This window comes from Phascolarctobacterium sp. Marseille-Q4147 (assembly GCF_017968825.1).
GTDB lineage: Bacteria > Bacillota > Negativicutes > Acidaminococcales > Acidaminococcaceae > Phascolarctobacterium_A.
This window is the reverse complement of record NZ_CP072874.1, coordinates 616,640-639,788: the sequence shown is the minus strand read 5'-3', so window position 1 is coordinate 639,788 and position 23,149 is coordinate 616,640. Positions and strand designations below refer to the sequence as shown.

The window sequence follows — 23,149 nt, the reverse complement described above, 5'->3', positions numbered from 1 at the left end:
TGAAGTGTCATGAAAAAATATCTACAATTTGTTGGAGCATTAATCATACTGCTTGCGGCAGGCTATATCTTTTTAGTCCATACGGTGATGCCTAAGTATATTAAACAGGCGATACCGCAAATGCAGCAGCTGGCAGCGGAATACATCAACGGCAGTGTTTCTATCGGCGGCCTGAAATGGGAAGGCGGCCTGACGGCCGAGCTGACGGACGTTGTCGTAAAGGATGCTAAGGGCGAGAAGGTGGCGGAGCTGCCGCGCACTGTGCTTACGCTGCGCCCTTGGCTGGCCATGCAGAAGCCTGAGCGTGCGCTGAGCAGGATTGATGTGATGCGCCCGAAAATATATCTCACAATGAATGACAAAAATAAATGGAATATGCAGAATCTGCTGAAGCCGTCGGATTCCGAGGAAACGCCTTTTTACGGTACGCTGGCGGTGGACAAGGGCGAGCTGTTGGTAACTATGCCGCAGGGCAAGTGGCAGTTTGGTGTGGAAGGCAATATCAACGGTGGTGCCAATCCTGATTTTGCCGTGGATTTGGCTGTGACAAGCGGTGATGATAAGCTGAAGCTGGCCGGCACGATGACTACTAAGGGCGAGGGCCGCATGAAGCTGACCGGCGACAAGCTGGCGCTGGCCCCCTATGCTGCTTTGGCCAAGCAGTACGGTAATGTTGATGAGCTGCAGGGCGGCTTAGGCAAGCTCGCTCTGATTTATGTAAATAAGAACGGCAAGCAGCGCTTTAGCGGTGAAGTGAACCTGGCGGCGCTCAGCGGTAAGCTGAGCCTGGCAGGCGAGCAGCACAGCCTGCAGCTGGACGGCCTGGTACGCGCGGAAGAAAACCTTATCAGCGTCAGCAGTCTTGACGCTCTGGTTGACGGGCAGAAGCTGCACCTGGAGGGTGAAGCGGATTTGCGCAATACGGATGCGCCTTCAGGCTTTGGCGTGCTGAGCAGTGATGCCTTGGCCTATAAAGGCTATAAGGCGGAAAAGCTGCGTGTGCCGTTTGATGTGTCTAAGGACGTGGCGCAGCTGCATGATGTGAGCGCGCAATACGGCGGCGGTACGATTACCGCTAACGGTACGTATGACCTTAAGGAGCAGGTACTGACGGCAGACGCACAGCTGCAGCAGGTTACGCAGAGCCTGCCCGGCAAACAGCAGGAGCAGGTGCATATTAACGGCAAGCTGGCTGTTCTGGCCAAGCTGGGGCAGGATAAGCTTACGCTGCATGCCGCTGCCGATACAATGGATATCAGTTGGCGCAGCCTGAAGCTTAAACGCTTAGCCTTTGACGGCAGCTATGACAGCAAGGGCTTAGTTATTGATGACCTCAGCTTTTTTGCCGAAGGCGGCGGTACCTTGGCTGCCAAAGGACGCGTGGCTAAGGATGGTGCTTTGGCTGTGCACGGACGTATGGCAGATTTTCCGATTGATCCTGTGCTGGCTGCGGCAGGTCAGGACGGACGCGGGCTGTGTTCTACCGGCTTTGATGTAGGCGGTACGCTAGATGCTCCCGAGTTTTCCGGTATGGTACAGCTGACGCAGGCAGAATTTATGTCGCAGAAGCTTAACGAAGCGCATGGCATTATCAGCATGAAGGATAATATCCTGGGCTTTAATGATTTTACCGCACATATGGATCAGGGACAGCATATTCTTAACGGTACCGTTAACCTGCAGGGTGCAGAGCCTGTGGCGGAGCTTACGCTGACAACGAAGAACGTGCGCATTGAGCCGCTGATGGTGCTTGTGGGCAAGCCTGATATAGTTACCGGTAATCTTGATAATACTATGCAGATAAAGGGCAGCCTCAGCCATCCTTATATTCATGGCGAGGTGCATGCTGCCGACGGCAGTGCCGCCAAGCAGCTGTTTAATAATATCAGCGGTCATTATGCTTATGAGGACGGCATGCTGAGATTGCAGGATTTTGTAGTCAATGCCTTTTACGGCAGTCTGACCTTGGATGGCACAATGACGGCCGACCGCAGACTGAACTTTGTTATGGATGCCAAGAATGTTGATCTGGAGCATTTGCCGATAAGTGATGATACAGTCGATTTGGGCGGCAAGCTTAATGCCAAGGGACATTTGAGCGGTACGCTCACAGCTCCCTTCTTTGACGGCGAAGTCAGCAGTGAAAAGATAACTGTTAATGGCGAAGCTTTGACGGAGCTGGAAGGAACGCTTGCCAGCAACGGACGTGATAAGAACAAGCTGAATGCTTCCTTTAAGCAGCCTTATCGTGACGACCCTGTCAATTACGGCTTATACAGTGCAGACCTTAATCTTAACCTTGTACAGCATTATATTGAGGGCAAGGTGGAAAATATTTGGGGCGATATCGGCGGCCTGCTGCGTATGGCACGTCAGGATTACGATATTAACGGCCTAATGCAGGGACAGTTGCTGTTCAGCTACAAAGGCCATGGCGAAGGTGTAAAGATTACGGCTGCGGCCGATAATGTAAAAATTCATGATCTTAATTATGCCCACATGCGTTTTGAAGGACGCATTGATAAGGGCGGCGTACTGCATTTTGACAATGTCAGACTGCAGGAGCAGGACGGCGTAAGCGATAGAGGAATTATCGCTGTCGGCGGTTCTGTTGACTTTAAGAAAAAGCTGCTGGATGTAGAGGTGGCCGCAGTTAAGGCTAATCCGGCAATCGTTACCGCAGTCATGAAGGACCCGCCGGAAATTAAAGGCGAAACGGATATGCTGGTGCAGGTGCATGGCAGCTTTGACAATCCTCAGGGAACGGCTTCGCTGGAAATTGCCAACGGTTCTGTTGCCGGCGTAAGTGTGGACGAGCTTACCGCAATGCTGGCACTGGCTGATGATAATATTAAGCTGCAGCAGCTGATTGCTACTAAGGATGCTTACGGCGTCAGCGCAGCAGGCGATATTCCGCTTGATTTGTTCCGTGATAAAAAACAGCGCCGCAATCCTGATGCACAGATGAACATTGTGATGGATCTGGATAAGGCACGCCTGGGTATTTTGCCGGCGCTCACCAAAATGGTTGAATGGGGCGTAGGCGATACACAGGGCAAAATCCGTCTGGCCGGTACGTTGGAGGAGCCGTTGCTTTTCGGTTCTGTTAAAATAGCCGGCGGCAGTGTTAAGGTTAAGTATATCAACACAGTCTTTGATGATATTAATCTGGATGTGCTGTTTAACGGCAATACCGTACAGCTGAAGAATCTTTCTGCTAAATTAGGCAAGGGCACACTCAGTGCCGAAGGCAGCTATGCACTGCACACCGATGCTGATACAGCCTACAGTCTGCATATCAAGGCAGATAAGGCGCAGCTGGCTTCCAAGATTTTCACCGGTACGATTACGAGTGACGTAAATTTACAGCCTGAACAGTATCCGGATATGAAAAACCGTAAGGGCAATGCTGCACCGCCGATGGCCTTCCGCCCGCGTATCAGCGGCAGTCTGCGTCTGGATGATGTGCTGATTAATATGCCGACGGTACCTGAGCTGGGTGAGGGCGACAGCAATATAGGCCTCGATATGAAGCTTGTACTGGGGCCGAAGGTACATCTGTACAACAGCTATCTGTATGATATCTGGCTTAAAGGCGGCATTGATATCAAGGGCAGCACAGTCTTCCCGATGATTGACGGCACGATTAAGGCCGATAAGGGCACTGTAAAATATCTGCGTACAGACTTTAAGCTGAATCAGGCAGGCCTGGTATGGGTTGACCCCGGCAGTTTCCTGCCGAACGTAAATCTGGACAGCACAGCGCGCTTCAGCCGTTATAATATCTTTATGAAGATTAACGGCCCCGTAAGCGAAATGGATTTGCAGCTGACAAGTGATCCGCCGCTGACACAAAATACGATTGTGCGTATGCTGACGCTGCAGCGTGAAAGCGCAGGCAGTAACGAGGTTACCGGTGATGATATGGCAAATCTGATGACCGTAGGCCTGCAGATGACAGTACTGGGGGACGTAGAGATGTTTGTCAAACAGACACTGGGACTTGACCAGTTCCGTATCTATACCGGCAAAACACGTTCCGGCATTGGCTTTGAAAGTGTTTATGACCGTAATAAAGAGTTGACGGCAGATGAGAAAAACCAGTATAATGTTTTAGTAAGCAAATATCTTAATGATAATTTTATGCTTGGTTATACAACAAGCTTTGATGCTGTTGACAGAAGCATTTTCGGACAGTACGATATCAGTAAGCACATGAATGTTACTTATTCACGCAGCTACGATATGTCGAGAGATCCGAAGGACTGGTATGGCTTGGAATATAAGATTTCGTTCTAAGCAAAGAATATTTTACGAGAGGAGGTGAACAGATGCTGCAAGGATATCTGGAAGAGCTGCGCAAGACTTCGCTGCTGGAGCCGGAAGAAGAGCTGGAGCTTTGGCGGCGTGACGCTGCCGGTGACGAAGCAGCACATCAGCGCCTGATGACAGCTTACCAGCCGTTGGTTTTCAAAATTGCGTCGAGCTTCAGGCTGCCTGAGGCCGATACAATGGAGCTGATTCAGGAAGGCATGGTGGGACTGCTGGAAGCGGCGGAAAGCTATGATTATAAGCGTCAGGTAGCCTTCAGCCTGTTTGCCTCATACCGTATAAGAGGAAGCATGGTAGATTATCTGAGGCACAGCACGGATAAGGGCATGCTTTATTTGGACAGTGAGCTCTCCAAGGGCTTTACCTTAAGTGATGCTCTGCCGTCGGAGCTGGCATCTCCCAGCGAGGTGACGGAACAGCATCTGCTCTGCGAAAAGGTGGCGCAGGCGATGGACCGTCTGCCGCTGAAGGAGCAGCAGGTGCTGCAGGGAATGTATTTGGAGGACAGGCCGGCACAGGCAGTTGCCGATGCTATTGATGTAAGCCTGGGTCATGTTTACCGCCTGCAGAAGCAGGGTGTGCGACGTATCCGCGGTATGCTTTCCCGCTTTATACATGAATTTAACAAGGAATAGTATTTAAGCCGATAAATAACGAAAAAAAGCGAAAATGCAAGTTAGCTTTACTAAATCTGTTGTAATCATCTGAAATGACTTGTGAAAACTCAAGGCAGCAGACGATTATATAAGACATAGTTATTAAAAACAATTATGCACAGAAAGGGGTAAAAGCATGACGCAGTCAAGCCGTACATTGTTTCAACGCATCCGCTGCATAAAGAGCAGTCTGGATAAGGCGGAGCAAAGCTTTATGGATAATAAGGATATACGGGGCGAGCTTGATTTGATGCTGGCGGAGGCTGAGCTGAAAAATCTGCGTCGGAAGAAGGACCGCCCCTGGAGCTGGAACCGGCAGGTTCTGGCAGGATGTGCAGCTGTTTTGCTGGTAGTTGCCGGTTTTGGCGGCTGGTGCTTTGCCAGAAACCATTACCGCGCGAAGGCGCAGGCCGCGTTGCCGCCGCCTGTGGCAGCACCTGTGGTCAAGCCGGAGCAAAAAATGTCGGTGCAGGCTGCGGTGCCCAAGACTGCAGCTATACAGAAACAGCAAGCTAAGGATACACCGGTACAGGAGAAACAAGGCGCTCCCGACCGTGTTACTATATCTAAAGCCGATATGCACAAATTAGTGCAGTCAGCGCGAGTTGAGTTGAGTAACTCTAAATGAAATATGAGGAGGAATATCAATTGAAGAAACAAAAATTATGGCGGCCTCTGACAATAGGCCTGACAGCAATGATGCTGGCAGCACCTGTCTATGCCGAAGAAATTCAGACACCTGCCGCAGGTGCTGATACCTCTGTAACGCAGACTGCACCGTCATCCCATCAGGAGGAAAACAAGCTGGCTCCTTACATTGGCAAGACCATTACCAAGCAGATTATTGAGGGTAATGTTACTGTGCCTGAGGCTGAAATTGCCGCTGCTTTGAAAACCAAACCCGGCATGCAGTTTACCGAAGCAGGCCTGAGCGAGGATTTGAGCGCTATTTATGATCTTGGCTGGTTCTATGACCTGCGTCCGGAATTCAAGACGGTACCGGAAGGCGTACAGGTAATTTACCATGTTATGGAAAACCCTGTATACCAAAAAACCGATGTTGAAGGCAACACTGTACTGAACAAGCAAAGGGTTGCAAGCTTTTTTGACCTGGAGCAGGGCAAAATCGCTAATCTGAAGGATATTAATAAATGCGTACAGAAGCTGGAAGAGGAATACCGTTCCAACGGCTACATCCTGGCGCGTGTTACCGACGTGCATATGGAAAAGGACGGCACTCTGAAGGTTGCTGTCAACGAAGGCGTTGTTGAAGGCTTCAAGGTTAAGGGTAACGTAAAAACCAAGGATTATGTTGTTACCCGTGAAATGAAGCTGAAAAAAGGCGAGCCCTTCAATGCCAAGGCTGCCCGCCGCAGCATGCAGCGCGTATATAACCTGGGCTATTTTGAAGACGTTAACATTAAGCTGAATCCGGGCCGTGAGCCTAATGGTGTTGAAGTAGAAATTTCCGTAGTTGAAATGAATACCGGTACCTTCGGCATCGGCGCAGGCTACAGCAATGCCGACGGCTTTGTAGGTATGGTTTCTATCGGCGATAAGAACTTCCGCGGTATCGGTGACAAGATTAACCTGCGCTGGGAGTTCGGCGGCGAGGATAACAAGAACTATGACTTCAGCTATACCCGCCCCTGGCTGGATGACAAGGAAACCAGTGCTACCATTAACCTTTACGATATCACCAACGAATATGCCGATTACAATATCGACGGTGACGAAATTGCGCGTTATGACAAAAAGCGTCGCGGTCAGGAAATTACCTTCAGCCGCAGAACCCATAATGAATTTGTCAGCAACTACATTACGATTAAAAACCGTGATGATATCTATAAGGGCGAAGCTGACGGCTACGAAGGCGATGAGAATCAATATTACGAGGATAAATTCTTCAAAAAAGAAGGCGACAAAGTTATTTATCAAAGCGGTAAATATGAATCCTGGATGCCTGAAACTAAAGAAGAGCGCCGTAAGGAAAACTTTGGTGTTACCCGCAGTATTACCTTTGGCCGCGTATATGATTCCCGCGACAACATCTATGATCCGCATGAAGGCAAGCGCATCGGCTACAGCGTAGAATGGGCCGGCGGCATGGGCGGTGACTTTGACTTCACCAAATGGACCGCTGACTGGCGCTACTACTATCGTGCAGGCGGCGAAAGCGTTTGGGCACTGAATCTGGGCGCAGGCTATGCAAGCGGCGATATGCCGTTGTCTCAACGCTTCACCATGGGCGGCAGTGACACCCTGCGTGGCTATGAGGATGACCAGTTCCGTGGCAACAGCATGCTGAAGGCAACTCTGGAATACCGCTTCCCGATTGTCAAGAAGGTTCAGGGCGTACTCTTTACCGATAACGGTTATGCATGGGATAAACGCCATGAGGATGAATTTGATATGGGACTGCTCAAGAACAGCTACGGCGTAGGTCTGCGTATCAACTCTCCGCTGGGACCGGTTAAGCTGGACTATGGCTACGGCGATAACGGTGGCAAGTTCCACTTCAGCTTTGGTGGACAGTTCTGATTTTGCGGAGAATATTTAGGCTATGAAGCTGAATAAGATTCTGTTCTGTGCTGCAATGACAAGCATCTTGCCATTGCAGCATGCTTTTTCTGCACCGGTTAACAGTGTAGAAGTACAAGTTATAGATACTAACGGCGGCACCAGTCAATTGCTGCTGCAGAAGATGAGCGGCAGCATGCAGGTGGTGGCGGACCAGCTGTTTATTGATAAGGATACGGCGATGATTGACGCTGCCGGGGAGGACTATGCCCGCCTGCTGACGGAAATCGGCGACAGGGTATTCACCGGCTACGAGCTTACCGATGTTAAGCTGGATGTAGGCGAAACTACACAGGTGAAGCTGTATGCACGTCCCTGGAACAAGGTTATCGAAAAGCCGCTTATCGATTTGCAGTTTTCCGGAGTAGAGCCGCAGACGGCGGCGCTGCTGGAGCGGCGTATTCCTGCGCTGCATGCTCAGCTGGAGCAGGCCATCAGCGGTGCATCGGTGGATGCGGGTGACTGGGCCGGCGGCGTACTGCGCAAACTGGTACGCAGCGAGGTGCAGGCACAGCTGCCGGAATTTAAGCCGGCGGTGGATGTGCTGCAGGAAGACGGACGCACGGTAGTGCAGGTCGTTATCTATCCCGTAGGACAGCTGGTGCGTAATATCCGCTATGAATTGCGCAGCGAGGCTATTCCCAATGTGCTTTTAATGAAGCTGAAGTATAAATATGTCGGCGAATGCGATAAGCTGCGCGGTTTGCCTGTTGCTTATGTGCAAAGGCATCGCCAGGAGCTGGAGCAGCAGCTTTTAGAGAAGCTTATGACTGAGCCGGAGGTGAAAAATTATCAGCTGCGCCCGGAAGTTAAAATTACTCCCGGTGCTGATCTCGGCGTAAATATTATGATTGAATCGGATGATTATAAAATCTGGTTTGAGGGCTATGGCGACATCGGCCGCAATAAGGAAAACCTTTCCGGCAAGGCCCATCTTGGTAAAATGATTTCGCCGCGCGATGAGATTTTCGGCGAGGCAGAGGTTATCCTGGATGACGTACAATGGCGCTTCGGCACAGGTTATACGCATTATTGGGGCAAGAGCGGCTGGAGCTACGTACGACGGATACCTATAGGCGACAATAATTATCGTTTAGAATACAGCCTGAGTCCTAAATGGCGTTTGCGGGCCGAGCATTTTTCCGGTGATAACCGTAATGAGTTTGCGGTGCGCTACCGCATTCATGAGTTCCTCAGCGCGGAATATGTTTACGGCGGCAAGGAATTTTACCTGCGTCTGATAGGAAATCTCTAGCAATTCTTGAAAGAATTAGCGCAGGCTGATATAATAAGATATATTATTGCAACAGACAGTACAAAAACGGATGACGGCAACTTGCTGCTGTTTTCTGCTGTTGTAGCTTCTGAAATTTTGTATGAGGAAAAGAAGGTAGGGATTTAGATTATGATGCAGAAATTGCGTAACCCTAAAAATGTAAAGCTGATCTCCTTGTTTGTAGCAGCGATTTTCGTACTGGGCTGCTTTGCGCTTTCCGTAACGCAGAGCGGTGTAGGCAAGAGTGCTTTTGCCGCTTCCAGCGAATCCGCTATCGGTGTAGTTAACTATCAGATGCTGGTAGCACAAAGCCCAGATCTGAATAGTGTTAATGAAGCTATGAACAAAGAAATCGAAGCTGCCCAAAAGGATTTCAATGAGAAAAGCAAAACCATGAATGAGGCAGAAAAGAGAAAGTATTATACGCAGACTCAGGAACGTCTGGCCAACAAACAAAAAGAGCTGATGGACCCCGTACTGAAGAAGATTGAAGCCAGCATCAAAAAGATTGCTGACAAAAAAGGTCTGGCAGTTGTAGTAGATAAGAACACTGTTGTTTTCGGCGGTGTAGATATTACTGACGAGGTTGCCAAGGCTATGCAGGCAGGCAAATAACAGCTTCTGCAGCATTGCTGCTCTGAAGTTGGCAGCTTGTCTTGTGTAATGTCAATTTAATCGCGGTATTTACGGATGGACAGCAATGTTATTGGAGGCAGGCATGAAAAAGAACAAGCTGGTAAAAATAAGTGCTATTATTGCAGCTGCTCTGCTGATTTCGGCATGCAGTACCAATGTCCGGGGACCGCAGGAAAAAATTGCTGTTATCAACTGGGAGCAGGCGGTAAGCGCCCATCCTCAGTATGCTAAGCTGGAGCAGGGTGAAAAAATTCTGCAGGATTTGCTTAATAAGCGTAAAGGTCAGGAAGAGCTGGCCAAGGCGCAGCTAAGCAGCCTGAATAAGCTGCGCAGTCTGCGGCAGCTCAGCCAGCAAAGCTTTATGGAGGCGGATTTCAATACCCGTATGGTAGAACAGAGGGAGATTGAAAATGCCAAGCTGCAGAAGTTCGCAGCTCAGGCCGAGGTGGAAGCAGATAATCAGCTGGCCGAACGCAAAAAGAATATCGAAGAAGCCTATAAGCTTAAATTATTTAATCTGCGGGCTATCCTGGAGGCTGTAAAAATGAAGCCTGATGAACGTCAGGCTGTTGAAAAACAGCTGCAGGAGCTGCAGAAAGAGCGCGGTGCACAGATTGCCGAGCTGCAGGCGGAAAAACGCCGTCTGGTTGATGCTAAGGTACTGCCGTACAAGGCAGAGGCCGAGCAGCGGATGCGTGATATGGCGCAGCAGCAGCATGCTCAGGCTATGCAGCAGCTTAAATCGCCGGAGGAACGCGACAAGGAAATGCTTGACGCGGCACCGAAGGCCTTAAATAATGCACTGAGTATTATAGACAGAGAAATTGATAAGCAGCAGGAAAAGAACGATAGCCTGAAGAAGCAAATCAATCAGGATATCGAAAGCCAGGCTGTGAAGCTGGCGCATGAGCGCGGCTATACTATTGTTTTCAATAAGTTTAGAGTTAATATGAAGGCAGAGGATATTACCGCTGCTATAATAAAGGCCCTGAAAAAGGCATGATATTGTTAAGTGTCCGGGCCTGATATGAGCTATAATTAAGTGAGGTTAAAAATTATGAAAAAAATTATTGCCGGTCTGATGATTGCAGCATCTATGTTTACTTTCGGCTGCAGCGGACGTAATGCTGATTTTGGTACTGTTGATATGAGCAAGATTGAAGCAGAAGCTCCTATCGTAAAAACCACTCAGGAAGATGTAACTAAAAAAATGACCGACCTGAAAACCCAGATGGATAAGGACATGGAAGGCAAAACCGGCGATGATGCCAAAAAGGTTGCCGAAGATTACGGTGCTAAAGCCAAGCTGATTCAAAGCGAAGCTCAAAATAAGCTGAAAGCAAGCCTGGATACTGCTCTGAAGCAGGTTTCCGACGAGAAAAAGCTGGGTGCTATTTTGGATAAGCGTGCCGTTCCTCAGGGCGGTACCGATGTTACCAGCGATGTAATTGCAAAAATGAAATAATAGCAGCACCCTGAAGCGGGCGGATAGTCCGTCCGCTTTTTGCGTAAGCGGCTTTATGGTGGAGGTATGAAATGGAGAAGAGTGTACAAGAATTAGCAGAATTTTTAAAAGGCACGGTAGAGCATGATAACCCCGAATTGCGCATTACCGGCGTTAACGGACTGGTTGAGGCAGGACCGAAGGATATTTCCTTTGCAGTTCCGCCTCATGTAGAGCACTGCCATCTTAGCAAGGCAGGCGTAATGGTTCTCAGTCCCGAAGACCCGGAGCTGGACGGCCGTCCGGTTATCAGAGTTGCTAACCCGCGTGCGGCTTTTGCTGCGCTGCTGGAGCTGTTCCGCCCGCAGGAAGAGGTTGAGCGTGTTATCAGCCCCTATGCTTATGTATCCAAGAAGGCGAAAATCGGCAGCAATGTAGCTATTCAGCCCTTTGCTGTTGTTGAGGATGATGCCGAAATCGGCGACGGCTGCGTAATCTATCCGCATGCTTATGTCGGCAAACGTGTAAAAATAGGCAAGGATTGTACCCTTTATCCTAATACCACTATCCGTGAGGACTGTGTATTGGGCGACAGAGTTATTCTGCAGTCCGGTTCTGTAATCGGCGGCGACGGCTTCGGCTATATTACCCAAAACGGCAAGCACAGCAAGGTGCTGCAAACCGGTAATGTAGTGCTGCAGGATGATGTAGAGATTGGCAATAATACCTGTATCGACCGTGCTACCGTTGACAGCACTATCGTTGGCAAGGGCACCAAGATTGATAACCTGGTGCATCTCGGCCATAACGATGTCTTAGGTGAAAACTGCCTGGTTGTTGCTCATGTAGGTATTTCCGGCAGCGTAACCGTAGGCAACAATGTTACCTTTGCCGGTCAGGTTGGTACTGTCGGTCATATTACTATCGGCAACAACTGCGTATTTGGCGGCAGAACAGGTATTACCAATAATGTTCCCGACAATTCCGTTATGGGCGGCTTCCCTGCTATGCCGATGAAGGAATGGCTGCGTCAGGAAGCAAATATGCGCAAGATGGGCGATATGCTCAAGCGCGTCAAAGCTCTGGAGAAGGAACTGGCAGAGCTGAAAAAATAATAGGGTGGTGAAAGCTTGTTAGGTTATTATATAGTCAAGCTTTTTAGTAAATTTATGTGTGTTTCCCCCATGTGGCTGCGCAAGCTGGTGGCAAAATTCCTGGGCAGCGTAGCAGTGGCGGTTGTACCGCGCTGGCGTATGCAGATGGCAGAGGCCAACATCCGCGAATGCCTGGGGGTTGATGAAGCAAGAGCTGCGGAAATCGCTGCAGACAGTCTGCACCGCTTCGGCCGCATGGTCGTTGAGGTTATGCGTTTCCCGCTGCTGAATAAGGATAATATTGACAAGAAGGTAAAGGTAGAGGGCCTGGAATATCTAGAGGCTGCCTATGCCCAGGGCAAGGGCGTCATCATGGCTACAGGTCACTACGGCAACTGGGAGCTTTTGGGCGCTACCGTAGCGCTGCACGGCTACCCGATGCTTTCTATTACCCGTAAGCAGAACAACGGTCATATGGATAAGCTTATCAATGAATTCCGCCAGATGGTGGGACAGAAGGTTACCTATAACCGTGGCGAGCATGGCCTGCTGGCTATCAGCCGTATGCTGCGCGAAAAAAATCTTCTGGGTATCCTTTATGACCAGGATACGAACGACGATGGCGTGCGCATTGACTTGTTCGGCAAGGATTCTGTTATCCCTATGGGACCGGCGGCGCTTTCGCGTATTTACGGTTCACCGATTTTACCAATCTTTCTGCACAATAATACAGATGGCACATGTACGGCTAAAATCTATCCTCCCTTGTACACCCCGAAAACAAAAAACAAGGAACAGGATTTTTATGCGGTAACCCGTGAGCTGGTAACAATACTGGAGCATGAGATTATTGCGCATCCGGAAATGTGGTTCTGGGTGCATGACCGTTGGAAAGACGGACGCCAGCGTTTTGGCAGAAAAAAATAAATTTGATAAAGGAGGAGCAAAATGACCGAGCAAAAAAAGGAATACCAGCATACAATTGCTAAAGAGGTATCCTATTCCGGCATTGGTCTGCATTCCGGCAAGGATGTGCTGATGACACTGAAGCCTGCAGAGGCTGATACAGGTATTGTCTTCGTCCGTACCGATTTACCGGGCAGACCGGAAATAAAGGCTTTGCCGGAGAATGTAAGCTCCACGGTAAAGGCAACAACACTTAGTGCAAACGGTGCTGAGGTTTTTACAGTTGAGCATCTTATGGGTGCGCTGTCTATGATGGCGATTGACAATATCCGTATTGAAATGTCTTCCCCGGAACCGCCGGTAACCGACGGCAGTGCCAAGGTTTTCTGCGAGCTGATTGAAAAAGCAGAACCGGTGCAGCAGGAGGCAGAACGTCATATATATGCCGTTGATAAAGCATTTTCCGTTTATGACAATGACCGTTATATCGTTATTTTACCTTATGACGGCTACAGAATTTCTTTTACATCCATCAACAGTCATCCGATGCTGGGAACCCAGTATTTCGATATCCTGCTCGATAAGGAGAGCTTTAAAAAGGATATTATGGCTGCCAGAACAGTTGCTTTTACTTCCGAGCTGGAAATGCTGCGTAAGATGGGACTGGGCCTTGGCGGTTCGTTAGAGAATGTAGTTGTTTTTGATGATGAAAAAATTCTTTCTGTGCCGCGTTTTGACGATGAACTGATCAGACACAAGATTCTTGATGCCATTGGCGATTTGTATCTGCTGGGACCGATTAAAGCGCATGTTATTGCCGTAAAAACAGGACATGCTTTTAACTCGCAAATCGCTAAGCAAATTCAGGCTTACAGAACAAAGGGGGAGTAATAAATGACAGTATTAGATATTAACGAAATTAAAAAGATCCTGCCGCATCGTTATCCGATGCTTTTGGTTGACCGCATTCTGGAAGTTGAACCTATGAAGCGTGCAGTAGGTATTAAAAATATTACCGCTAATGAAATGCAGTTCTTAGGTCATTTCCCTAATGAACCGATTATGCCCGGCGTTCTGCTGATTGAGGCTATGGCTCAGGTTGGCGGCGTTGCTATGCTGTATCCGGAAGAAAACCGCGGCAAGATTGCTGTTTTCGCTAAAATAGACAATGTACGCTTCCGCAAGCAGGTTGTGCCCGGTGACCAGGTTGTAACCACCGCTGAGGTAACTAAAATTATGCGCGGCAGCATGGGTATCATTCATTGCGAGGGTAAGGTTGACGGCAAGGTTGCCTGCGAATGCGATTGCACCTTTGCTATTATGGACCCGAAAGAAAATTAATCAGCAAAATATAAAAAAAGCTGTAATTGATAGTATAAGCGAGCAATACAGCTAAAATTAATGCTAAATTCATTTAACTGTGGTTTTTGTAATGTTAAAAATCGTGGATGCCTGTGATTATAGTATTATATTTGTATTTAATTGCTTGATTAACATCTTGTTTGGGGAGTGAAAATAATGAGTTCGGTTATTATGCCAACCAATGGTATCCATGAAACTGCAATCATTCATCCGTCTGCTAAAATCGGCAAGGACGTAAGCGTAGGTCCTTATGCTGTCATCGATGAAGATACGGAGATTGGCGACGGCTGCGTGATTGGCGCACATGTGACTATCCATCCATATACTAAAATCGGCAAGAATTGCCACTTTTTCCCGGGCTGCTCTATTGGCGCAGTACCGCAGGATTTAAAGTTTGTAGGTGAAAAAAGCTATACCATTATCGGTGACGGCGGCAGCTTCCGTGAATGTTGCACTGTTCACCGTGCATGCGGTGAAGGCAACGAAACCCGTATCGGCAACAACATCCTGATGATGGCCTACACCCATGTAGCACATAACTGCATCGTGGGCAATAATGTTATTATGTCTAACGTTGCAACACTTGCAGGTCACGTTATCGTTGAGGACCGTGCTGTTATCGGCGGTTTGTCTGCGGTACACCAGTTCTGCAAGATTGGCCGTAACGTAATGATCGGCGGTATGGCACGTGTAACCCAGGATGTGCCTCCGTTCATGATCTGCGCCGGTGATCCTGCTTTTGTTTCCGGTCTGAACAGCGTAGGTCTTTCCCGCGCAGGTATGCCGGTAGAGGAACGCAGTGAGCTGAAAAAGGCTTTCCGCATTCTTTATCGCAGCGGTCTGCCGCTGCAGGAAGCAATCAGCACTATGGAGCAGGAGCTGACAAGCTCCGAGCCTATGGAACATCTGATGCGTTTCCTGCGTAATGTAGAACGCGGCATCATCCGTACACGCAGAGGCTAAGGCTATGGAGGTGCTGGGCGTACTTTCAGGTGTCGGACATCTGCCGGTAGAGGTAGCACGCTCAGCGAAAGAGCTGGGTTACCATGTTGTCGCTGTAGGTGTTGTTCCCGGTATTGACGAGGAGCTGCCCGGCAGTGTTGATGTTTATTACGATATCAACATCGGCAAAATCGGCAAGATTATTTCTACACTGAAAAAAAATAAGGTTACCAAGGTCACCATGATCGGCAAGGTAACAAAGGAAGTTTTGTACAAAGCAGGCAGGATTGTTCCTGATCTGCGGGCGATAAAAATTTTGGCTACCATTCCGGACCGCAAGGATGATACTATCATGAATGCGATTGTCAAGGAGCTGGAGGACGAAGGTATTGAGGTTATGGATCAGACATTGCTGATTAAACCGCTGCTGCCGCCGCCCGGTGTCCTGACCAAGCGTAAGCCTACGGAGGCAGAGCTTGCGGATATGGAATTCGGCTTTGAGATGGCCAAAGCCATCGGCGGACTGGATATCGGTCAGACCGTTGTTGTAAAAAATCGTGCCGTTATGGCGGTAGAAGCGATTGAAGGCACTGATGCCTGCATTCTGCGCGGCGGTTTTTTAGGCAAGGGCGGCGTTATCGTAGCCAAGGCTGCCAAGCCGAAGCAGGACCAACGCTTTGATATTCCCGGTTTTGGTACAACGACGATTGAATCAATGATTCACGCCGGTGCTACAGGAGCTGTTATTGAAGCAGGTAATACTATCATTCCGGAGCGCGAAAAGGTGATTGCGCTGGCAGATGAGCATAATATTACCATTCTTGTAAAATAAATATCGGAAAAATTTCGTATTTCTTAGCGGCTGATAGCTTATGTCAGCCGCTTTTTGTGTTATAATATATACTGAATATATATAGGTAAATGCAAGGAGACATCATGGCGAAAATATTAATATCTGCCGGAGAAGCCTCTGGCGATATCCATGCAGCTGCTGTGACTGCTGCTATAAAAAAACTTGATAGCAAGGCCGAGGTCTTTGGTATGGGCGGCGATGCTCTGCGCCAAGCCGGCGGCGAGGTGCTGTGGGATATTAAGGATCACGGCGTAATGGGCTTTGTGGAGGTTATCCGCAAGCTGCCTGATTTATTCCGTCTGCGCAGTGATTTTGCGCGCATTATGGACGAACGCAAGCCGGACTGTCTGGTAGTTGTCGATTACCCCGGTTTTAATATGAAGCTGGCAAAGCTGGCTCACGATAAAGGAATTCCTGTTGTATCATATATTGCTCCGTCGGCATGGGCCTGGAACAAGGGCCGTGCCAAAAAGGTTGCGAAGATAGTGGATAAGGTTGCCTGCATCTTTCCTTTTGAATACGATGTGTACAAGGAAGCAGGTGCTCCCGTAGAGTTTGTAGGTCATCCGCTGCTGGATATTGTGCATCCTGCGATGACTAAGGCCGAGGCTGAAGCCTGGGCCGGCAAGCAGCCCGGTAAAAAGCTGGTACTGCTGATGCCCGGCAGCCGTCTGATGGAAATTGAAAAAATGCTGCCGACGCTGCTGGCAGGTGCAAAGCTTTTAAAGCAACAGCTGCCGGATGTACAGTTTGTTATGCCGCGCGCCAATACCATTCCGCTTGCTATGCTGCAGGAAAAAATTGCGGCGTATGGCATTGAGGTAAAAATTACCGAAGGCCATAACTATGATTTGTTCAGTGTAGCGGACCTGGCGCTGGCTACCAGCGGTACGGTAACGCTGGAGGCTGCTTTGTGCGGCTTGCCGAGCGTTATTGTTTACCGTACTTCCGCACTGAATGCTTTTATCGCGCGTTTGGTAATCAACATCCCCAATATCGGCTTGCCGAATATTGTTGCGGGCAAAACGATTATGCCGGAGCTTCTGCAGGAGGACTTCACCCCGGAAAAATTAGCAAAAACTGCAGTAGAGCTTTTGCAGCCTGAGCGTCAGGCACAGCTGCAAAGCGATTTGGCATATATGAAGCACAGACTTGGTGAACCCGGTGCGGTAAACCGCGTTGCTCAATTAATCTTAAAAATGACTGAGGAGAGAAAATGAATTTATACCTTCGAGCACTGAAATATGTAAAAGCCTATTGGATGCGTGCGCTGGCAGCGCTTATCTGCACCGGCATTGCCTCCGGCTGTACTGCTTATCTGCCCTGGGTTATCAAGGACATGGTAGACCAGGTTCTGCGTGATAAGGATACATCTATGCTGAACTATATTGTAATCAGCATTGTGGTTGTTTTTATTATCCGCGGTGTTTCCTATTACGGACAAAGCTACCTGATGAACTATGTCGGTCAGCGTGTGATTATTGATATCCGCAGGGATGTTTTTGAAAAGCTGCAGCGCTTGAGCATGAGCTTTTACGATAAGCATAAAACCGGTACCATTATGAGCTACGTTACCAACGACGTTAATGCGTTGCAGTCCGCAATGGTAGAAAACGTTGTGGAAATGTTTACCGAAAGCGTTATTCTTATCGTATCTATCGCTATGATGCTGTATCTGGACTGGAAGCTGTTCCTCGTAACTTTTGCAACCTTCCCGGTTGTACTGTTCTTCATTGACAGCTTCGGTAAGCGCATCCGTAAATCCGGCAGCCGTATTCAGGAGGCTGCTGCTGATATTACCTCTGTACTGCAGGAGGTTGCTTCCTCTCCGCGCGTTATCAAATCCTTCGTGCGCGAAGGCTATGAGGTAGAGCGCTTCGACAAGGAAAACATGAACAACTTCCGCGCCAACATGAAGTATGCGCAGCTTTCTTCAACGCTCACCCCGACGATTGAATTTGTTGCGGCTGTCGGCGTTTCCATTATTCTCTGGTACGGCGGCAACAGCGTTATCAACGGCAGCATTACCGCAGGCTCTCTGGTAGCCTTCCTGACCTATGCTGTTAATATTTCTAACCCGATTAAACGTTTAAGCCGTGTTATCGGCAATATTCAGAAGGCATTGGCTGCAGCGCAGCGTGTTTTCGACGTATTGGATTTGCCTGAGGTTATAAAAAATGCACCTGATGCCAAGGCTTTGCCGAAGGTGAAGGGCGATGTACGCTTCAATGATGTAAGCTTTGCTTATAACGAAAACGAAGAGGTGCTCAGCCATGTATCCTTCGAGGTTAAGCCCGGCGAAATGATTGCCTTTGTCGGTCCTTCCGGTGCGGGCAAATCTACCGTTGCCAGCCTGTTGCCGCGTTTCTATGATGCGACTAACGGCAGCATTACGATTGATGGCCAGGATATCCGCAAGGTTACGCTGGATTCCCTGCGTGAGCAGGTAGGCATTGTACCGCAGGAAACAGTGTTGTTCAACGGTTCTGTTTATGATAATATTCTTTACGGACGTCTTGATGCGACACGTGAAGAGGTGGAGGCAGCAGCGAAGGCTGCGAATGCCCATGACTTTATTATGCAATTGCCTAACGGCTACGAAACAATGCTGGGTGACCGCGGTATGAATATTTCCGGTGGTCAGCGTCAGCGCATTTCTATTGCCCGGGCAATATTGAAGAACCCGCAGATTCTGATTCTCGACGAGGCAACCTCTGCACTCGATACGGAAAGCGAGCGCGTGGTACAGGAGGCTCTGGACCGCCTGATGGTAGGCAGGACATCCTTTGTTATTGCGCATCGTCTTTCGACGATTAAAAATGCCGATAAGATTATGGTTTTGGAAAAGGGCCAGCTTATCGAGCAGGGTAACCATGATGAGCTGATGGCTATGGACGGGCTGTACGCGCATCTGTATAAGATTCAGTATCGCAGCAAGGAAGCCAAGTAAGGCGAAAAGAGGTTAGTAAATGTATATACTCTACAATATTCTTATTTTAATAGTGCTGGTAATTTTTATTGTCCCCTATTACACTTACCGCCTGTTTACAGAAAAAGGCTTCGCCTTGCGCTTTAAGCAGAGCCTCGGTTGTGTAGATGAAGAGGATATTGCCAAGGTTGCCGGCAAGGACTGCGTATGGATTCATGGTGCATCCGTAGGCGAAATTGTTGCTACCAGTCCGCTTGTCAAACAAATCCGCAAGGAAATGCCAGATCGTCCGGTATTGGTATCTGCCTTTACCGTAGGCGGTTATAACATGGCCAAGCAGATCATTCCCGAAGCAGATGCTATTATCTACTTCCCGCTGGATTTGCCGTTTGTTGCGGAATCCTTGGTTAAGCGTATTCATCCCGGCGTATTCATGCCGGTAGAAACAGAGCTGTGGCCTAATTTCCTGCGCGCTATCCGTGAACGTCATATACCTGTAATGATGGTAAATGGCCGTATCTCCGAAAAATCCGTAAAAAATTACAAATACCTTTATGGTATCTGGGATGATATGCTCAATACCGTAACCCGCTTTTGCATGCAGTCCAGCATTGATGCCGATTATATTGCGCATCTCGGTGCCGACCGCAGCAAAATCTTTGTTACCGGCAATACCAAGTTTGACCAGACTTATGCGGAGGTTACGCCGGAGGATTTGGCGAAATACCGCTTTGAGCTGGGCTTGAAAGAGGATTATCCTATTATCGTTGCCGGCTCTACGCATCCCGGCGAAGAAAAGGTGCTGTTTGAATCCTTCAAGTGCATCCGTGAAAAATATCCGCATGCACGTCTGATTATCGCACCGCGTAAAACTGCCAGAGCGGATGAAATTGCCAAGCTGGCAAGCCATTACGGCTATGAAACCGGCTTCCGTTCCAAGATGTTGGAAGAAAGTGGTGAGCGCAAGGAATATCCTTTGCTGATTATCGATACCATCGGTGAGCTGGGACGTATTTATGCCGTAGGCGACGTTGTTTTCGTCGGCGGTTCCTTCAGCAATACCGGCGGTCACAATGTGCTGGAGCCTGCTGCTCATGCCAAACCGATTCTCGTAGGCCCGAGCATGCAGAACTTTAAGGATTCCTATGCACTGTTGAGCAAGGTTAAAGCCTGCAAGATGGTTAACAATAATGATGAGCTGACGAAGGAAATGCTGGATATTCTGGGCAATGACGAGCGTCGTGCGCAGATGGGTGCGGCTTCCCTGCAGGTTATCAAAGAGAACCGCGGCGCAGATGTGCGCAGCATCCATTATCTCAAGGAGCTGCTTGATTTAACTGCTGTGCCTGCACGTGAATACAAAAGCTATCCGATTAATACGCGTAACCTGACGGATGAAGGCGGCGGACGCCTGCGTCACGGTGATGCGATTATCCAATATGTTATGCAGGTTGCCTATGGTCCGGAAACGCCATTCTTCGGCTGGCTGCTGTTGGCAGTTCTGCGTGGCATGTCTTATTTATACGAATTCGGCGTTTGCTGCAAGCTGTCTATGTATAATTGCGGCCTGTTACACAGAGAAAAGCTGAACTGCTGCGTTATCTCTATCGGTAATATTACCGTAGGCGGCACAGGTAAAACTCCTACCGCCCAGAAGATGGCGGCAATTATCAAGTCTATGGGCTATCGCGTTGTTATCCTGAACCGCGGCTATCGTTCGCATTGGGGCAAGGAGCTGGGAGTAGTTTCCGACGGCAATAAGATTTTCATGACTGCCTATGAAGCAGGTGACGAAGCTTACCTGATGGCTAAGACTTTGCCGGGTATTCCGGTAATCATCGGCAAAAACCGTGCCGTTACCGGCCGCTATGCTGTTGAAAAGCTGGATGCCGAGGTTATTATTATGGACGATGGCTATCAGCATTGGCAGCTGGAGCGCGATCTGGATGTAGTTCTGGTAGATACGCTGAATATGTTCGGCAACGGTTGCGTGCTGCCGCGCGGTACTCTGCGCGAGCCGCTCGAAAACCTAAGCCGCGGCGATTTGTTCCTGCTGACCAAAACCGACCAGAGCAGCAAGCTGAGCCGTATTCAGCTGCGTCATACTATTGCCAAATATAATGATAAGGCACCGGTGGTGGAAAGTATTCACCATCCGAAAAACTTTGTGGAAATTGCCGACTGGTACAAGGGTATTTCCGAAAATATTAAGGATCTGGAAGAGCTGCGCGGCAAGGATGTTATGGTCTTTTCCGCAATCGGCAACCCGTCCTCCTTCGAACAGACACTCTCCAGTATCGGTTTGAATATAATGGAGGCTGTACGCTATCCCGACCATCATGATTACGGTATGCTGGAAATGCAGTACATCAATGAGCGTGCCAGCAGCCTGAAGGCTGTAGCGATGGTGACTACGGCGAAGGATGCTGTTAAGATTCCGACTGAATTTATTTATTCTGCCCGCGAAATTCCTCTGTATATCCTGAACATGGATATCTGTATTACCGAGGGTATGGATAAGTTCAAAGAATATATTGACCATGCCATTAAAAAGGAGCTTGATAAAAAATGAAAGTTTTATGCGTAATTCCTGCACGTTATGCTTCTACCCGTCTGCCGGGCAAACCGCTTTCCCTGATTGCCGGCAAGCCGATGATTCAGCACGTTTATGAGCGTGCCTGCCAGGCTAAGCTGCCGGATGAGGTAGTTGTAGCTACCGATAATGAGCTTGTCAAAAAGGCTGTAGACGGCTTCGGCGGCAAAGCAATGATGACATCTCCCGACCATCCGAGCGGTACCGACCGTTTGGCCGAAGTAGCGCTGAACTATCCTGATGTTGACGTTATTGTTAACGTACAGGGTGATGAGCCGATGATTCCGCCTGAGGTTATTGACCGTCTGGCTGAATGCTTTACCGGTGACAGCGAGCTGCAGATGGCAACATTGAAGGTTGCTATGAACGAGGAGGATTACAACAATCCTGCTGCCGTAAAGGTTGTAACCGACCTTAACGGCTATGCACTGTACTTCTCACGCAGCCTGATGCCGTATCCGCGCAATAAGCCGGAGGGCTACAAGGTTTACAAGCATGTAGGCATTTATGCTTACCGCCGCAGCTTCCTGCTAAAATATGCAGCACTGCAGCCGACACCGCTGGAAAGAGCGGAAAGCCTGGAGCAGCTGCGTGCACTGGAAAATGGTTATAAGATTAAAGTTCTGGAAAGCGATTTCCAGGGCATCGGTGTTGATACCCCCGAGGATTTGGCAGCAGTCAATGAGCTGTTTGCTAAAATGAATAAATAAGCTGGAGGATACTTATGCAAATCGTTAAAGTTGGTAATTATGAAGTAGGTAAGGGCCATCCCCTGATGCTGATGGCAGGTCCCTGCGTGCTCGAAGGCTATGAGCGCAGCCTGATGATTGGTCAGCGTACAAAAGCAATCTGCGACAAGCTTGGCATTCCCTATGTATTTAAGGCTTCCTTTGATAAGGCTAACCGTTCCTCTTATGCTTCTTTCCGCGGACCCGGCATTGAAGAGGGCTTAAAGCTTTTGGCTCAGATTAAAAAGGATCTGGGCGTTCCTGTAGTAACCGATATCCACGAGCCCTGGCAGGCTGAAAAGGCTGCCGAGGTTGTAGATATTCTGCAAATCCCGGCTTTCCTGTGCCGTCAGACCGATTTGGTTTATGCAGCTGCCAAAACCGGCAAGACTGTTAATGTAAAAAAAGGTCAGTTCCTGGCACCTTGGGACATGAAAAATGTTATCAAAAAGGTTGAGGAAGCAGGCAATCATAATATTCTGCTGACCGAACGCGGAGCAAGCTTCGGTTACAATACACTGGTAACCGATATGCGCGGTCTGGCTATTATGCGTGAGCTTGGTTATCCCGTAGTTATGGATGCTACTCACAGCGTACAGATTCCCGGTGGCCAAGGCACCTCCAGCGGCGGTCAGAGCCAGTATGTTCCGCATATGGCACGTGCTGCTGCGGCTGTAGGCATTGATGCACTGTTCTTGGAGGTGCATGATAATCCGGCAGAAGCATTGAGCGATGGTCCGAACATGGTTAAGCTGGATAATCTGGAAAAATTATTGACCGACGTGCTGGCAATCGACAAGATTGTACGTGGCTAAAGG

General features: G+C 48.9%; 19 protein-coding genes. All 19 read left to right on the top strand.

Annotated elements, in window-relative coordinates; translation table 11 throughout:
* The first annotated feature begins 9 nt into the window (after positions 1-9).
* The 19 genes from KAH19_RS02945 to kdsA all read left to right on the top strand — a co-directional run bounded on the left by KAH19_RS02945 (position 10) and on the right by kdsA (position 23,146).
* Positions 10-4,299 (top strand): translocation/assembly module TamB domain-containing protein, encoded by a 4,290-nt coding sequence (locus tag KAH19_RS02945; RefSeq protein ID WP_210685037.1) that lies wholly within the window; start codon positions 10-12, stop codon positions 4,297-4,299.
* A gap of 32 nt (positions 4,300-4,331) precedes the next feature.
* A complete protein-coding gene (locus KAH19_RS02940; protein ID WP_009144975.1) occupies positions 4,332-4,967 on the top strand; it encodes a sigma-70 family RNA polymerase sigma factor in 636 nt (211 codons plus the stop codon).
* Positions 4,968-5,124: 157 nt separating this feature from the next.
* Complete coding sequence (locus KAH19_RS02935; RefSeq protein ID WP_210685036.1) at positions 5,125-5,616, top strand: hypothetical protein; 492 nt, start codon at positions 5,125-5,127, stop codon at positions 5,614-5,616.
* Between the two features lie 20 nt (positions 5,617-5,636).
* Entirely contained in the window at positions 5,637-7,529 is a 1,893-nt protein-coding gene (locus tag KAH19_RS02930; protein WP_246869410.1) for an outer membrane protein assembly factor, read from the top strand.
* Positions 7,530-7,551: 22 nt separating this feature from the next.
* A complete protein-coding gene (locus KAH19_RS02925; protein WP_210685034.1) occupies positions 7,552-8,823 on the top strand; it encodes a hypothetical protein in 1,272 nt (423 codons plus the stop codon).
* 150 nt (positions 8,824-8,973) lie between these two features.
* The gene (locus KAH19_RS02920; protein WP_210685033.1) at positions 8,974-9,459 is read left to right on the top strand and encodes an OmpH family outer membrane protein; all 486 of its coding nucleotides are present in this window, start codon (positions 8,974-8,976) and stop codon (positions 9,457-9,459) included.
* Positions 9,460-9,562: 103 nt separating this feature from the next.
* Positions 9,563-10,483, top strand: coding sequence for a hypothetical protein (locus tag KAH19_RS02915; RefSeq protein ID WP_210685032.1), 921 nt, complete (start codon positions 9,563-9,565; stop codon positions 10,481-10,483).
* Positions 10,484-10,537: 54 nt separating this feature from the next.
* The gene (locus tag KAH19_RS02910) at positions 10,538-10,945 is read left to right on the top strand and encodes an OmpH family outer membrane protein (RefSeq protein WP_210685031.1); all 408 of its coding nucleotides are present in this window, start codon (positions 10,538-10,540) and stop codon (positions 10,943-10,945) included.
* Positions 10,946-11,016: 71 nt separating this feature from the next.
* Complete coding sequence (lpxD, locus tag KAH19_RS02905; protein WP_210685030.1) at positions 11,017-12,039, top strand: UDP-3-O-(3-hydroxymyristoyl)glucosamine N-acyltransferase; 1,023 nt, start codon at positions 11,017-11,019, stop codon at positions 12,037-12,039.
* A gap of 15 nt (positions 12,040-12,054) precedes the next feature.
* Positions 12,055-12,945 carry a lysophospholipid acyltransferase family protein gene (locus KAH19_RS02900; protein ID WP_210685029.1) on the top strand — a complete coding sequence of 297 codons (891 nt, stop codon included), beginning with the start codon at positions 12,055-12,057 and terminating at the stop codon, positions 12,943-12,945.
* A gap of 21 nt (positions 12,946-12,966) precedes the next feature.
* Entirely contained in the window at positions 12,967-13,815 is an 849-nt protein-coding gene (gene lpxC / locus KAH19_RS02895) for a UDP-3-O-acyl-N-acetylglucosamine deacetylase (protein WP_210685028.1), read from the top strand.
* A 3-nt stretch (positions 13,816-13,818) separates the two neighbouring features.
* On the top strand, positions 13,819-14,265 hold the full coding sequence (gene fabZ / locus KAH19_RS02890) for a 3-hydroxyacyl-ACP dehydratase FabZ (RefSeq protein WP_021720680.1): 447 nt from the start codon (positions 13,819-13,821) through the stop codon (positions 14,263-14,265).
* Between the two features lie 177 nt (positions 14,266-14,442).
* Positions 14,443-15,249 carry an acyl-ACP--UDP-N-acetylglucosamine O-acyltransferase gene (gene lpxA / locus KAH19_RS02885; protein WP_210685027.1) on the top strand — a complete coding sequence of 269 codons (807 nt, stop codon included), beginning with the start codon at positions 14,443-14,445 and terminating at the stop codon, positions 15,247-15,249.
* A 4-nt stretch (positions 15,250-15,253) separates the two neighbouring features.
* Positions 15,254-16,060, top strand: coding sequence for an LpxI family protein (locus KAH19_RS02880; RefSeq protein ID WP_009144988.1), 807 nt, complete (start codon positions 15,254-15,256; stop codon positions 16,058-16,060).
* A 104-nt stretch (positions 16,061-16,164) separates the two neighbouring features.
* Positions 16,165-17,301: a lipid-A-disaccharide synthase gene (gene lpxB / locus KAH19_RS02875; protein WP_246869408.1), complete on the top strand. Its 1,137-nt coding sequence runs from the start codon at positions 16,165-16,167 to the stop codon at positions 17,299-17,301.
* Positions 17,298-19,031: a lipid A export permease/ATP-binding protein MsbA gene (gene msbA, locus KAH19_RS02870; protein ID WP_210685025.1), complete on the top strand. Its 1,734-nt coding sequence runs from the start codon at positions 17,298-17,300 to the stop codon at positions 19,029-19,031. The genes lpxB and msbA overlap by 4 nt, the downstream gene beginning before the upstream one ends.
* Before the next feature lie 19 nt (positions 19,032-19,050).
* Positions 19,051-21,582: a tetraacyldisaccharide 4'-kinase gene (gene lpxK / locus KAH19_RS02865; protein ID WP_210685024.1), complete on the top strand. Its 2,532-nt coding sequence runs from the start codon at positions 19,051-19,053 to the stop codon at positions 21,580-21,582.
* Positions 21,579-22,313 (top strand): 3-deoxy-manno-octulosonate cytidylyltransferase, encoded by a 735-nt coding sequence (kdsB, locus tag KAH19_RS02860; protein WP_009144992.1) that lies wholly within the window; start codon positions 21,579-21,581, stop codon positions 22,311-22,313. The genes lpxK and kdsB overlap by 4 nt, the downstream gene beginning before the upstream one ends.
* A gap of 14 nt (positions 22,314-22,327) precedes the next feature.
* Entirely contained in the window at positions 22,328-23,146 is an 819-nt protein-coding gene (kdsA, locus tag KAH19_RS02855; RefSeq protein ID WP_210685023.1) for a 3-deoxy-8-phosphooctulonate synthase, read from the top strand.
* The last annotated feature ends 3 nt before the right edge of the window (positions 23,147-23,149 follow it).

Coding starts and splice junctions, on each gene's coding strand:
- lpxA (WP_210685027.1), top strand. CDS start 14,443: ATGAGTTCGGTTATTATGCCAACCAATGGTATCCATGAAACTGCAATC.
- KAH19_RS02925 (WP_210685034.1), top strand. CDS start 7,552: ATGAAGCTGAATAAGATTCTGTTCTGTGCTGCAATGACAAGCATCTTG.
- KAH19_RS02910 (WP_210685031.1), top strand. CDS start 10,538: ATGAAAAAAATTATTGCCGGTCTGATGATTGCAGCATCTATGTTTACT.
- msbA (WP_210685025.1), top strand. CDS start 17,298: ATGAATTTATACCTTCGAGCACTGAAATATGTAAAAGCCTATTGGATG.
- KAH19_RS02915 (WP_210685032.1), top strand. CDS start 9,563: ATGAAAAAGAACAAGCTGGTAAAAATAAGTGCTATTATTGCAGCTGCT.
- kdsA (WP_210685023.1), top strand. CDS start 22,328: ATGCAAATCGTTAAAGTTGGTAATTATGAAGTAGGTAAGGGCCATCCC.
- KAH19_RS02940 (WP_009144975.1), top strand. CDS start 4,332: ATGCTGCAAGGATATCTGGAAGAGCTGCGCAAGACTTCGCTGCTGGAG.
- KAH19_RS02920 (WP_210685033.1), top strand. CDS start 8,974: ATGATGCAGAAATTGCGTAACCCTAAAAATGTAAAGCTGATCTCCTTG.
- fabZ (WP_021720680.1), top strand. CDS start 13,819: ATGACAGTATTAGATATTAACGAAATTAAAAAGATCCTGCCGCATCGT.
- lpxC (WP_210685028.1), top strand. CDS start 12,967: ATGACCGAGCAAAAAAAGGAATACCAGCATACAATTGCTAAAGAGGTA.
- lpxD (WP_210685030.1), top strand. CDS start 11,017: ATGGAGAAGAGTGTACAAGAATTAGCAGAATTTTTAAAAGGCACGGTA.
- kdsB (WP_009144992.1), top strand. CDS start 21,579: ATGAAAGTTTTATGCGTAATTCCTGCACGTTATGCTTCTACCCGTCTG.
- KAH19_RS02935 (WP_210685036.1), top strand. CDS start 5,125: ATGACGCAGTCAAGCCGTACATTGTTTCAACGCATCCGCTGCATAAAG.
- KAH19_RS02880 (WP_009144988.1), top strand. CDS start 15,254: ATGGAGGTGCTGGGCGTACTTTCAGGTGTCGGACATCTGCCGGTAGAG.
- lpxB (WP_246869408.1), top strand. CDS start 16,165: ATGGCGAAAATATTAATATCTGCCGGAGAAGCCTCTGGCGATATCCAT.
- lpxK (WP_210685024.1), top strand. CDS start 19,051: ATGTATATACTCTACAATATTCTTATTTTAATAGTGCTGGTAATTTTT.
- KAH19_RS02945 (WP_210685037.1), top strand. CDS start 10: ATGAAAAAATATCTACAATTTGTTGGAGCATTAATCATACTGCTTGCG.